This is a genomic window from Streptomyces sp. HUAS 15-9, assembly GCF_025642155.1.
Taxonomy (GTDB): domain Bacteria; phylum Actinomycetota; class Actinomycetes; order Streptomycetales; family Streptomycetaceae; genus Streptomyces.
The window spans coordinates 4,895,648-4,908,445 of the sequence record NZ_CP106798.1; the positions used below are offsets into that span (position 1 = coordinate 4,895,648).

10 protein-coding genes and 2 rRNA genes are annotated in these 12,798 nt (G+C 65.9%); 11 read left to right on the top strand and 1 reads right to left on the bottom strand.

The window, feature by feature from the left end:
- The first annotated feature begins 204 nt into the window (after positions 1-204).
- The 11 genes from N8I87_RS22615 to N8I87_RS22665 all read left to right on the top strand — a co-directional run bounded on the left by N8I87_RS22615 (position 205) and on the right by N8I87_RS22665 (position 11,420).
- Positions 205-3,324 (top strand): 23S ribosomal RNA (locus tag N8I87_RS22615).
- Between the two features lie 87 nt (positions 3,325-3,411).
- Positions 3,412-3,528: ribosomal RNA gene (gene rrf / locus N8I87_RS22620) — 5S ribosomal RNA — on the top strand.
- A gap of 72 nt (positions 3,529-3,600) precedes the next feature.
- Positions 3,601-4,251 (top strand): HAD family hydrolase, encoded by a 651-nt coding sequence (locus N8I87_RS22625; RefSeq protein WP_263211173.1) that lies wholly within the window; start codon positions 3,601-3,603, stop codon positions 4,249-4,251.
- Between the two features lie 69 nt (positions 4,252-4,320).
- Positions 4,321-5,034: a VC0807 family protein gene (locus N8I87_RS22630; RefSeq protein ID WP_263211175.1), complete on the top strand. Its 714-nt coding sequence runs from the start codon at positions 4,321-4,323 to the stop codon at positions 5,032-5,034.
- 81 nt (positions 5,035-5,115) lie between these two features.
- Entirely contained in the window at positions 5,116-6,333 is a 1,218-nt protein-coding gene (locus tag N8I87_RS22635; RefSeq protein ID WP_263211176.1) for an MFS transporter, read from the top strand.
- On the top strand, positions 6,284-7,456 hold the full coding sequence (locus N8I87_RS22640; protein WP_263211178.1) for an acetoin utilization protein AcuC: 1,173 nt from the start codon (positions 6,284-6,286) through the stop codon (positions 7,454-7,456). The genes N8I87_RS22635 and N8I87_RS22640 overlap by 50 nt, the downstream gene beginning before the upstream one ends.
- A gap of 243 nt (positions 7,457-7,699) precedes the next feature.
- On the top strand, positions 7,700-8,515 hold the full coding sequence (locus N8I87_RS22645; RefSeq protein ID WP_263211180.1) for a phosphatase: 816 nt from the start codon (positions 7,700-7,702) through the stop codon (positions 8,513-8,515).
- Between the two features lie 129 nt (positions 8,516-8,644).
- Positions 8,645-8,857, top strand: a complete 213-nt coding sequence (locus N8I87_RS22650) for a helix-turn-helix domain-containing protein (RefSeq protein WP_263216600.1) — start codon at positions 8,645-8,647, stop codon at positions 8,855-8,857.
- 132 nt (positions 8,858-8,989) lie between these two features.
- Positions 8,990-9,088: a 30S ribosomal protein bS22 gene (locus N8I87_RS22655; protein WP_003948845.1), complete on the top strand. Its 99-nt coding sequence runs from the start codon at positions 8,990-8,992 to the stop codon at positions 9,086-9,088.
- 197 nt (positions 9,089-9,285) lie between these two features.
- The gene (locus tag N8I87_RS22660; RefSeq protein ID WP_263211182.1) at positions 9,286-10,347 is read left to right on the top strand and encodes an NAD-dependent epimerase/dehydratase family protein; all 1,062 of its coding nucleotides are present in this window, start codon (positions 9,286-9,288) and stop codon (positions 10,345-10,347) included.
- Positions 10,348-10,361: 14 nt separating this feature from the next.
- The gene (locus tag N8I87_RS22665) at positions 10,362-11,420 is read left to right on the top strand and encodes a lysophospholipid acyltransferase family protein (protein ID WP_263211184.1); all 1,059 of its coding nucleotides are present in this window, start codon (positions 10,362-10,364) and stop codon (positions 11,418-11,420) included.
- A gap of 76 nt (positions 11,421-11,496) precedes the next feature.
- Here N8I87_RS22665 and N8I87_RS22670 read toward each other — a convergent pair whose 3' ends face one another.
- Positions 11,497-12,732 (bottom strand): DUF5667 domain-containing protein, encoded by a 1,236-nt coding sequence (locus tag N8I87_RS22670; RefSeq protein ID WP_263211186.1) that lies wholly within the window; start codon positions 12,730-12,732, stop codon positions 11,497-11,499.
- Positions 12,733-12,798 lie beyond the last annotated feature (66 nt).

Below are 12,798 nucleotides of genomic sequence, written 5' to 3' on the forward strand. Positions count from 1 at the left end.
TGACCTGCTCTGGTCGCTAGTACTGCTTCGGCGTGGAACGCGAGATGGGGAGGCGAGGGTGTCGGGCACGCTGTTGGGTGTCTGAGGGTGCGAGCGCTGCTCGCCCTTCTCGGATGCTTAAGCCCCGGTGAAGCATCAGAGTTCTGGTGTGTGACGGGTGGCTGGTCGTTGTTTGAGAACTGCACAGTGGACGCGAGCATCTGTGGCCAAGTTTTTAAGGGCGCACGGTGGATGCCTTGGCACCAGGAACCGATGAAGGACGTGGGAGGCCGCGATAGTCCCCGGGGAGTCGTCAACCAGGCTTTGATCCGGGGGTTTCCGAATGGGGAAACCCGGCAGTCGTCATGGGCTGTCACCCACTGCTGAACACATAGGCAGTGTGGAGGGAACGAGGGGAAGTGAAACATCTCAGTACCCTCAGGAAGAGAAAACAACCGTGATTCCGGGAGTAGTGGCGAGCGAAACCGGATGAGGCCAAACCGTATGCGTGTGAGACCCGGCAGGGGTTGCGCATGCGGGGTTGTGGGATCTCTCTTCCACGGTCTGCCGGCCGTGGGACGAGTCAGAAACCGTATGGATAGGCGAAGGACATGCGAAAGGTCCGGCGTAGAGGGTAAGACCCCCGTAGCTGAAATCTGTACGGCTCGTTTGAGAGACACCCAAGTAGCACGGGGCCCGAGAAATCCCGTGTGAATCTGGCGGGACCACCCGCTAAGCCTAAATATTCCCTGGTGACCGATAGCGGATAGTACCGTGAGGGAATGGTGAAAAGTACCCCGGGAGGGGAGTGAAATAGTACCTGAAACCGTGTGCCTACAAGCCGTGGGAGCGTCGGATGCAGCTTGCTGTATCTCGTGACTGCGTGCCTTTTGAAGAATGAGCCTGCGAGTTTGCGGTGTGTTGCGAGGTTAACCCGTGTGGGGAAGCCGTAGCGAAAGCGAGTCCGAACAGGGCGTTTCAGTAGCACGCTCAAGACCCGAAGCGGAGTGATCTAGCCATGGGCAGGTTGAAGCGGAGGTAAGACTTCGTGGAGGACCGAACCCACCAGGGTTGAAAACCTGGGGGATGACCTGTGGTTAGGGGTGAAAGGCCAATCAAACTCCGTGATAGCTGGTTCTCCCCGAAATGCATTTAGGTGCAGCGTCGTGTGTTTCTTGCCGGAGGTAGAGCACTGGATAGGCGATGGGCCCTACCGGGTTACTGACCTTAGCCAAACTCCGAATGCCGGTAAGTGAGAGCACGGCAGTGAGACTGTGGGGGATAAGCTCCATGGTCGAGAGGGAAACAGCCCAGAGCATCGACTAAGGCCCCTAAGCGTACGCTAAGTGGGAAAGGATGTGGAGTCGCACAGACAACCAGGAGGTTGGCTTAGAAGCAGCCACCCTTGAAAGAGTGCGTAATAGCTCACTGGTCTAGTGATTCCGCGCCGACAATGTAGCGGGGCTCAAGCGTACCGCCGAAGTCGTGTCATTGCAGCATATAGGGCCAACGCCTGCTGTGATGGGTAGGGGAGCGTCGTCTGCCGGGTGAAGCAGCACCGGAAGGTAGTTGTGGACGGTTGACGAGTGAGAATGCAGGCATGAGTAGCGATACAAACGTGAGAAACGTTTGCGCCGATTGACTAAGGGTTCCTGGGTCAAGCTGATCTGCCCAGGGTAAGTCGGGACCTAAGGCGAGGCCGACAGGCGTAGTCGATGGATAACCGGTTGATATTCCGGTACCCGCTGTGAAGCGTCAAACATCGAGCATCGTGATGCTAAGGCCGTGAAGCCGCCCTGATCTCTTCGGAGTTGAGGGGAGTGGTGGAGCCGCCGGACCAAGCGGTTAGTAGGTGAGTGATGGGGTGACGCAGGAAGGTAGTCCATCCCGGGCGGTGGTTGTCCCGGGGTAAGGGTGTAGGACGGTGTGCAGGTAAATCCGTGCACCTTGTGTCTGAGACCTGATGCCGAGCCGATTGTGGCGAAGTGGATGATCCTATGCTGTCGAGAAAAGCCTCTAGCGAGTTTCATGGCGGCCCGTACCCTAAACCGACTCAGGTGGTCAGGTAGAGAATACCGAGGCGTTCGGGTGAACTATGGTTAAGGAACTCGGCAAAATGCCCCCGTAACTTCGGGAGAAGGGGGGCCAGCTCCGGTGATCCGATTTACTCGGTGAGCTGGGGGTGGCCGCAGAGACCAGCGAGAAGCGACTGTTTACTAAAAACACAGGTCCGTGCGAAGCCGTAAGGCGATGTATACGGACTGACGCCTGCCCGGTGCTGGAACGTTAAGGGGACCGGTTAGCTCCATTTCGGTGGGGCGAAGCTGAGAACTTAAGCGCCAGTAAACGGCGGTGGTAACTATAACCATCCTAAGGTAGCGAAATTCCTTGTCGGGTAAGTTCCGACCTGCACGAATGGCGTAACGACTTCTCGACTGTCTCAACCATAGGCCCGGTGAAATTGCACTACGAGTAAAGATGCTCGTTTCGCGCAGCAGGACGGAAAGACCCCGGGACCTTTACTACAGTTTGATATTGGTGTTCGGTTCGGCTTGTGTAGGATAGCTGGGAGACTTTGAAACGCGGACGCCAGTTCGCGGTGAGTCGTCGTTGAAATACCAGTCTGGTCGTGCTGGATGTCTAACCTGGGTCCGTGATCCGGATCAGGGACAGTGTCTGATGGGTAGTTTAACTGGGGCGGTTGCCTCCTAAAGAGTAACGGAGGCGCCCAAAGGTTCCCTCAGCCTGGTTGGCAATCAGGTGTTGAGTGTAAGTGCACAAGGGAGCTTGACTGTGAGACCGACGGGTCGAGCAGGGACGAAAGTCGGGACTAGTGATCCGGCGGTGGCTTGTGGAAGCGCCGTCGCTCAACGGATAAAAGGTACCCCGGGGATAACAGGCTGATCTTCCCCAAGAGTCCATATCGACGGGATGGTTTGGCACCTCGATGTCGGCTCGTCGCATCCTGGGGCTGGAGTCGGTCCCAAGGGTTGGGCTGTTCGCCCATTAAAGCGGTACGCGAGCTGGGTTTAGAACGTCGTGAGACAGTTCGGTCCCTATCCGCTGTGCGCGTAGGAGTCTTGAGAAGGGCTGTCCCTAGTACGAGAGGACCGGGACGGACGAACCTCTGGTGTGCCAGTTGTTCTGCCAAGGGCATGGCTGGTTGGCTACGTTCGGGAGGGATAACCGCTGAAAGCATCTAAGCGGGAAGCCTGCTTCGAGATGAGGACTCCCACCCACTTGATGGGGTAAGGCTCCCAGTAGACGACTGGGTTGATAGGCCGGATATGGAAGCCAGGTAACTGGTGGAGTTGACCGGTACTAATAGGCCGAGGGCTTGTCCTCAGTTGCTCGCGTCCACTGTGTTGGTTCTGAAACCACGAACAGCCCCATGCTTTCAGGCATGGTGCGGCGTTCACAGTTTCATAGTGTTTCGGTGGTCATAGCGTGAGGGAAACGCCCGGTTACATTCCGAACCCGGAAGCTAAGCCTCACAGCGCCGATGGTACTGCAGGGGGGACCCTGTGGGAGAGTAGGACACCGCCGAACAAATCTTGGGAAAACCCCCGCACCTTCCGGTGCGGGGGTTTTCTGCGTTCAGGGGCGTTTAGGCTCGAAGGCATGCGCTATCGCTATGAACTCGTCATCTTCGACAACGACGGTGTCCTTGTCGACAGTGAGCCGATCTCCAACCGGATCCTGGCCGCCCATCTCACCGAGCTCGGGCATCCGACCTCGTACGAGGACTCCATCCGCGACTACATGGGCTCCGCGATGCACCGGATCCATGAGCTCATCCAGGAGCGGACCGGGCGTCGGTTGCCGGACGACTTCGACGATGTCTTCCATGGCCGGGTGTTCGCCGCGTTCGAGCGGGAGTTGAAGCCGGTGGTCGGCGTTGCCGACGTGCTGGAGAAGCTGGCGGCGGACGGGGTGCCGTACTGCGTGGCCTCCTCCGGGAGCCATGAGCGGATCCGGGTCGGGCATCGGACGACCGGGCTCGACCGGTGGTTCGAGGAGTCGAGGATCTTCAGTTCGCAGGATGTGGGGCGAGGGAAGCCGGCGCCTGACCTGTTCCTGTACACGGCCGAGCGGATGGGGGTCGCACCGGAGCGGTGTGTGGTCGTGGAGGACAGCCCGCTGGGCGTACAGGCGGCGGTGGCGGCCGGGATGGACGTCTATGGGTTCACCGCGATGACGCCTGCGGCGAAGCTCGCGGGCGCCGGTCAACTTTTCTCGGACATGGGGGAGTTGGCAGCCCTGCTGGCCTGACAAATGTCATACCGAGCCCTGGACGATCGTTTCTACTGGCGTACCGGTCCCCTCCGCGAAGCTGAGGGCATGACGACGAAGACGAGCAAGAAGAACCCCTTCGCCCCGCTTATCGTGGACGTGGCGGTGCCTCTCGGTTCGTACTACCTGTTCAAGGACGGCCTCGGGATGAGCACCTTCGCGGCGCTGGCCTGGAGCAGTGTGGTGCCGGCGGTCCGGACCGTGTGGGGCCTGGTCAAGGAGCGGAAGACCAACGGCCTGGCCGGACTCATCCTCGTCGTGAACGTGGCCTCCCTGCTGCTGAGCTTCGTCTCCGGTGACCCGCGGCTGATGCTCGCCAAGGACAGCGGGATCAGCAGCACGGTCGCCATCGGGATCCTGGTCTCCGTCGCGCTCGGGAAGCCGATGATGACCGCCGGCATGAAGCCCTTCCTGGTGAAGGGGGACCCGGCCAAGGAGGCCGCCTGGCAGCGGCTGATGTCCGGGAGCGCGGCCGGGTCCGCGGACTTCCTCCGCAAGGAGCGGGCATTCTCCGTCGTCTGGGGTGTGGTGCTGCTCGCCGAGTGCGTTGTGCGCCTCGTGGGGGCGTACACCGTCCCCGTGGACACCATGGTGTGGCTCGGCACGGTCATCATGATCGTCGCGATGGCGATCGGCTTCGTCGTCAGTGGCGGCCTGGCCGTCGCGCCGATGGAGGGGATGCTGGCCGCCGAGGTCGAGGCCGGGACCGTCGAAGCCGGGGCGGTCGAGGCCGGGACGCCCGAGGTGGCTGTCGCCGCCTGAGCCTCCGTTCGGTAAAGCTGAGGGAAATTCATCTTTGGCTGGATCTACCCACGGGTACCCCGGGGCCCTACGCTCGCCGCCATGACAGATGTGCTGCGGCGCGGCAGGGCCTCGTTGGCGTTCAGCTTCTTCGCTCAAGGCGCCACCTTCGCGCTGCTCGTGACGCGTATCCCGGCCATTCAGGACCGGTACGGCGTCTCCGACGCGCTGCTGCCCGTCTTCCTGGCCGCCGTGCCGATCCTCGCCGGGGTCGGCAGCGTGACGACCGAGCAGCTGGTGAAGCGAATACGGCCCAGCCGGCTGCTGCGCTGGTCCCAGCCGGTGGTGCTGCTCGCGCTGCTCGGCGTCGGCGCGGGCGGGCAGATGGCCGAGCTGGCGCTGGCCCTGGCGGCCTTCGGGCTCGCCGTCGGTGCGCTGGACGCCTCGATGAACATGCTCGGGGTGAGTCTGCAGCGGACGTACGGGCGGAGCATCATGCTCAGCTTCCACGCCGTCTACAGCCTGGGCGGGATCGTGGGGGCCTCGCTGGCCTGGGTGGGCGCGCACTGGCATCTGGCGCTGTGGGTGTCGTATCTGCCGGTGGTGGCGGTGCTGCTGCCTGCGGCGTTCCTGGGGAGCCGGTGGTACGTCGACGGGGACGCGGCGCCCGTGGAGCAGGAGCAGGGAGCGGCAGCCGGTGGGGGTGTCGTCTTCCGGCTGCTCCTGCCGCTGTGTCTGGTGATGACCTTCGCCTACATCGGGGACTCGACCGTCTCCAACTGGAGCGCGAAGTATCTGCAGGACGTGCTGGGGAGCTCGGAGCAGCTGGCGACGGTTCCGTACAACGTGTACATGGTGACCACGCTGCTGGGGCGGGCCATCGGGGACTTCGGGGTACGGCGCTTCGGGGCGGTGGCGGTCGTACGGCTGGGGGCGCTGGTGGCGGCGCTCGGGTTCGCCGTGGTGTCCGTGGCGCCGGGTGCCTGGGTCGGGATGCTCGGATTCACCCTGCTGGGGCTGGGGCTGTGTGTGCTCGTGCCACAGACCTTCGCGGCGGCGGGGAGGCTGTTCCCGGGGGCGTCGGACGCGGCCATCGCGCGGCTCAATATCTTCAACTACGTCGGCTTCCTGGTCGGTTCGCCCTTGGTGGGGGCGCTGGGGGATGCCTGGAGCTACCGCGGGGCCATGCTCGTGCCGATGGTGTTGGTGCTGGTGACACTGGCCTACGCCCGGTCGTTCGCCGCTCAACCTGACCGATACGGTGGCGGGCATGAGCGGCCACGCACAGCTGATGTGGGACGAGGCAGTAACGGGCTATGACTTCGGTCCGGACCATCCGATGGATCCGGTCCGGCTGGAGCTGACCCGGAAACTGGTGGGTGCCTTCGGGCTCGACCGGGACCTGGAGGTCGTCGCGGCCAAGCTGGCGGGGGAGTCGACGCTGCGGCTCGTCCACCGGGGGGACTACATCGAGGCGGTCAAGGCCGCGTCGGCGGATCCTGGGTCGGCGAACGGGGCGTACGGGCTCGGGACGATGGACGATCCGGCCTTCGCCGGGATGCACGAGGTGTCCGCGCTGATCGCCGGGCAGTCGGTCGGGGCCGCGGAGGCGGTGTGGCGCGGGGACGCGCTGCACGCGGTGAACTTCGCGGGTGGGCTGCACCACGCCATGCCGGGCAGTGCGTCGGGGTTCTGCGTCTACAACGACGCCGCGCTGGCGATCGCGCGGCTGCTGGAGCTCGGGGTCGAACGGGTGGCCTATGTGGATGTCGATGTGCATCACGGGGACGGTGTGCAGGCGGCGTTCTGGGAGGATCCACGGGTTCTGACGATCTCGCTGCACGAGCATCCTCGTACGTTGTTTCCGCAGACCGGGTGGCCGGAGGAGACCGGGGCGGAGGCGGCGGAGGGGTCTGCCGTGAACGTGGCGTTGCCGGCGGGGACCGGGGACGCGGGGTGGGTGCGGGCGTTTCACGCCGTGGTGCCCGAGCTGCTGGCCGACTTCCGGCCGCAGGTGCTGGTGTCGCAGCACGGGGCGGACACGCACTTCGAGGATCCGCTCGCTCATCTCGCTGTTTCGCTGGATGCGCAGCGGGCGGTGCAGGTGGCGTGTCATGACCTGGCGCACGAGTACGCGGACGGGAAGTGGGTCGCGCTGGGTGGGGGTGGCTACGCGGTGGTGGAGGTCGTGCCGCGGTCGTGGACGCATCTGGTGGGGATCGCGGGTGGGCGGGAGATCGCGCCCGAGACGGTGATCCCCGATGGGTGGCGGCAGGAAGTGTTCGCTCGCACGCGGCAGTTGGCGCCGGGGCGGATGACGGATGGGCGGTGGCCTGTGGCCTGGGCGGACTGGGGGTTGGGGTACGACCCCGCTGATCGCTTGGATCAGGCCGTGTTGGCCACGCGGCGGGCGGTGTTTCCGTTGCGGGGGATGCTGGCGTAGGGGGCGGGTGGGTTTTCTCGCCCCCGCCGCCCCTACCCGTCCCGTCCCCAGGGGCTGCCGCCCCTTCGGCCCCGCCCGGGGGCTGCGCCCCCAGGCCCCCGCTTCGGCCTGAACGGCCTCGTCCTCGAGTGCCGGACGGGCTGGGATGCCGCCCCTCTCCGGAAAGTGAACCGTTACGCCAACCGTGCGGTCTTCCCCCGATCCCGGCCCGTCCCCCCGCCCCCGTCCGTCACCATCGCTCCCGTGTTGAGCAGTGGAGTCGTTCGGGCGCATCTTCTCGGTGCTCGGCTTGCCGGGAATGTGGCTACCACGCGGGAGGAAAGTCTGCGGAGTTATCGGCTCTTCGCCGCTCGTGATCCTCGGGTGATGATCGGGATCGATCCCGAACGGGTCTGGGGGTTGCAGGATTTGATCGGTCTCATGGCGGAAAGGTGTGGGGTTTCGGCCGACCCTGCGCATACATCCGGGCATGATGTGATCGACCCGGAGCTGACCCTGGCCGCGCTGGAGGCCTTCGCGGAGCGGCTCGCCGAGGTCGCCCGGCGTGGGGCGCCGGTGCTGTTCGGCACCGGGCACCCGCATCGGCTGCTGGGCTTCTACGCCGACTTGGCAGACGCCTTGTCGGCGGCGGGATGTGAGATTCTCACCCCCGCGCAGGGTCGCTGTGTCGACATAACGACCCGGTTCGGCCTACGTACGTACAACCTTGATTACGTACGAGGTGTCGCGCTGGTCCGGACGCCAGGCCCCGAACGCCCCGGTTGTGAGCCCGGCGCACACACGCATTCACCGCTGCCGGTTCGTACCGCGCTGGCCGCGGCGGCGGAGGGCGGCGGGCCGCTGCCCGAGCTGGTGATCGGCGATCATGGCTGGGTCTGCGGAGCAGGTCAGCTGGGGTTTGAGGCCATGGGGTTGGCGGATACGGATGACCCTGCGCTCTTTGTGGGGGAAGCGGAGGGGGTCGTGTCCGTCGTCGTTCCGGTTGATGACGCTGTGCGGTCTGATTACTACCGTCCGCTTACCCGCTACGTACTCAATCGAGCGTGTCTGTCACAGTAGGCCGCCGATGGGTGCACCTCTTCCCCACTCGCATCACCCGCCCCTACATTGGGGAGTGAGCACGCAACGACGAAGAGTCACCGGAAGGGGAAGCCGGTGGCCGTCGAGTGCGGAAGGTTCAGGTGTGTCATGGCTGCAGGTGGCGAGAGGCCTCTGAACGAGGTTCAGTTCCTTACCGTGGCGGAGGTCGCCTCGGTGATGCGAGTGTCCAAGATGACCGTGTACCGGTTGGTGCACAGCGGTCATCTGCCCGCGATCCGGGTCGGGCGGTCGTTCCGTGTCCCGGAGCAAGCGGTACACGAGTACCTCCGCGAGAGCTATGTGGGGGTGGAGACGGCCTGACGGCTTTCCGGGCAACCCCCGGGAGTACCTCGATTACGACCTCAGCGCTCGGACGGGTAGGCTGGCCCCTCGTAGGTCGTATGGGCCCATGGCGCCCAAACACCGAGTGATGAGAAGTGAGCGAGGGTAGTCGTGGGCTCTGTTATCAAGAAGCGGCGCAAGCGGATGGCCAAGAAGAAGCACCGCAAGCTGCTCAAGCGCACGCGCGTTCAGCGTCGTAACAAGAAGTAAGCGACGCCGCGAAAGCGTGTTCGCGTGGCCCCCCACCATTGCTGGTGGGGGGCCGCCGTCATATGCGGACCGGGCGAATCTCGTCACTTCGTGCATCCGGAGGTCATCACAGCGCAACACCGACCCGCTAAGTTGGCGCACACGGGGAACGCGGCAGGAGCGGCACAAACGCCGAGGGCGGAAGGAAGGCGCTGATCTTGGGGAAGGTCGTGCTCGTGACCGGAGTGGCCCGTCAGCTGGGGGGCCGGTTCGTACGACGCATCCAGCGTGACCCACAGGTGGACCGGGTCGTCGCCGTGGACGCGGTGCCACCCGAGCACCATCTGGGCGGGGCGGACTTCATCCAGGCCGACATCCGCCAGCCCACCATCGCGCGAGTGCTGGCCGAGACGTCCGCGGATACCGTCGTTCATATGGACGTGACCGGCACAGCGCTGGGCAGCGGGAGCCGTACGACGGTCAAGGAGACCAACGTCATCGGCACCATGCAGCTGCTCGGGGCCTGCCAGAAGTCCCCGACCGTGAAGCGGCTGGTGGTGAAGTCCAGTACGAACGTCTACGGGTCCGCGCCACGGGATCCGGCCGTGTTCACCGAGACCACCCCGGCCAAGTCTCTGCCCAGCGGCGGCTTCGCGAAGGACACGGTGGAGGTCGAGGGGTATGTGCGCGGGTTCGCCCGGCGGCGGCCCGATGTCGCCGTGTGCGTGCTGCGGTTCGCGAACATCCTCGGGCCGACCGCGGACACGCCGCTCGCCTCGTACTTCGCGCTGCCCGTTCTGCCCACCGTGTTCGGCTACGACCCGCGGTTGCAGTTCGTGCACGAGGACGATGTGATCGAGGTACTGCGGATCGCCTCGCACGAGCCGGAGCGGGGCACGCTCAACAGCGGCACGTTCAACGTCGCCGGCGACGGCGTCCTGCTGCTCTCGCAGTGCTCCAGGCGCCTGGGGCGTCCCACGGTGCCGCTGCTGCTGCCCGCGGTCACCTGGGCCGGCTCCCTCGTCCGTACGCTGGGCATGACGGACTTCTCACCCGAGCAGATCCGGCTGCTGACCCACGGCCGGGTCGTGGCGACGGATCAGATGCGCGAGACGCTGGGCTTCAAGCCGAAGTACACGACCGCGGAGACGTTCGCGGACTTCGTGCGCAGCCAGGGCCCCGGCCTGCTGCCGCCGGAGGACCTAGCGCGAGCCGTCGACCGGATCGCCGCGCTGTCCCTGCGGGACAGCGGCCAGACCCCGACGCAGAGCGCCAACTGAGGAGCGCATCAACGATGGCGGATGCCAAGGTCATTCCGTTCGACGACGACCGGACCCGCGGGAGCGCCGTACAGCGGCCGCCGCGGCGCCGGAGTGCGGGGAGCCGGCGCAAGGGCGGCGAGTCCGCGGTGGTCCGTGAGGTACAGCCACTGCCCAGCAGGGCGCCCGCGCAGGATGATGTTCCTGTGACCCGTGAGGAAGAGCTGCCGCCCGAGCCGAAGCGGACGCAGGACGGCGGCCTGGAACGGCGCGTGGCGAGCGGCCTCGCCTTTCTGCGACGGCGGCTCACGGGGAACTACGACGTCGACGACTTCGGCTACGACGAGGAGCTCACCGACCAGGTCCTGATGTCCCTGCTGCGACCGGTGTACGAGAAGTACTTCCGGGTCGAGGTGAAGGGCATCGAGAACATCCCGGCCGAGGGCGGCGCGCTGATCGTGGCCAACCACTCCGGGACGCTGCCGCTGGACGGCCTGATGATGCAGGTCGCCGTGCACGACCACCATCCGGCGGACCGGCATCTGCGGCTGCTCGCGGCAGACCTGGTCTTCGTGCTGCCGGTGGTGAACGAACTGGCGCGCAAGCTGGGGCACACTCTGGCGTGCACGGAGGATGCCGAGCGGCTTCTTGGCCAGGGTGAGCTGGTCGGGGTGATGCCGGAGGGCTTCAAAGGCATCGGGAAGCCGTTCGGCGAGCGCTACAAGCTCCAGCGGTTCGGCCGGGGCGGCTTCGTCTCCACGGCGCTGCGCAAGGGCACGCCGATCATTCCGTGCTCGATCGTCGGGGCGGAGGAGATCTACCCGATGATCGGCAACGCGAAGACGCTCGCGCGGCTCCTCGGCTTCCCGTACTTCCCGCTCACGCCCACCTTCCCGTGGCTGGGTCCGCTCGGGGCGATCCCTCTTCCGACGAAGTGGACGATCCAGTTCGGTGAGCCGATTCCGACGGACGGTTATCCGCCGGAGGCGGCGGAGGACCCGATGCTGATGTTCAACCTGACGGACCAGGTACGGGAACAGATCCAGCACACGCTGTACAAGTTGCTGGTGCAGCGGCGCTCCGTGTTCTTCTGATGCGCCTTGCTGGATGTTGTACGGCGATGGGGGCGCCCCTTCCGGAAGGGGCGCCCCCATCGGGTTGTTCCCTGGGCTAGTTGGCGTCGTCGCTGTCGATTCCCAGGCCTGGGAGGAGGCCCGGGAGCAGGGGTGGCAAGGTGACGTCCGGCTGTGTGGTCGGGGTCTTGCTGGTGGACGGGGACGCGCTGCCGCTGCTCTTCGGCGGGTCGAACAGGCCGCCCGTGGTGCCGCCGAGCAGGCCGTCTCTCTCGCTGCCGGAGGCCGAGCCGCTGGGGCTGCCCGTGCTCGAGCTCCGGCCGGAGGCGGAGCTGCCCGTGGACGGCGCGGTCGACCGGTGTGTGCCGGAGGAACCGGGGGACGCCGAGCCGGAGCCCTGCCGCTTGCCGTCCGAGGTCTGCGAGGGCGGCTGCGGGAGCAGGGACTGGAGCGGCGCCACCTCTTCGTCTATGGCGTCGAACACCGACGAGACCTGGTCACTGACGTCCCCGAGCTGGACGGGCAGCTTCTCGCGGAGCGCGCCCCAGGCCTCACGGTGGGACCGCGAGAAGGCGGAGAGGGCCTGGATGGGGCCCAGGGAGTCCGGGTCGCGCTCGTAGGCCGCGTGCAGCAGGCGGTGGCCCTCCGAGACGTCGTGCTGCATGCCGGACAGGGTATGGCGGATCTCGCCGATGGACTCGTGGTCCAGCTGGCCGCTGCGCCCGCGCTCCATCAGCCGTCTGGCCTCGCTCAGCCTCGTCGAGGCCTGGTCGAGATACGTCTGGCCGCGCTCGTCCTCCCCGTCGCTCATGTAGTTGAGCTTGAAGTCCTCGATGCCGCGTTTGAGGCCGTAGAGCGAGTCACCGGGCAGCGCGTCAGAACTCGCGGCGGCCACTCCGCCGAAGGCCCCGGCGGCCACCCCGACGCTGAGTCCGCCGGCCGCGAGGCCCTTGGTCAGCCGTGAACGCGGTCGCAACTTCCCCAATGTGCCGGCCCGATGGGCGCCCTTGGCCCGGTGGGACCGCTGCTCGGGCACCGAAGGATCCGCCGCCCCGCCCAGCGTGCCCTCCCGCAGCATGGCCTCCATCGCGGCCACGAGCTGGGCCCGCTGGACGACCTTGACCTCCGGGTCGAGCTCCGGTCTGGGCAGCGCGCCCAGACCGGCGGCGAGGGCCAACAGCTCGCCCTGCTCGGTCCGTTCCGCAGCCGCGGGGACCGGTGGCGACGCTCCCGGACTCTCGGACTGCGTGGCCGCCGTGTCCCGGTCGGACTGCTCCTCCAGGGCCTGGGCGAAGGCGTTCGCCCGCCGGTGCGCCGATACGTTCGCGATCACTGGCGGCACCTCCTCTCGTCATGACGGTCGACTCCCCAGGGGGTCCTGAGGGTTGCACGCCCTCGA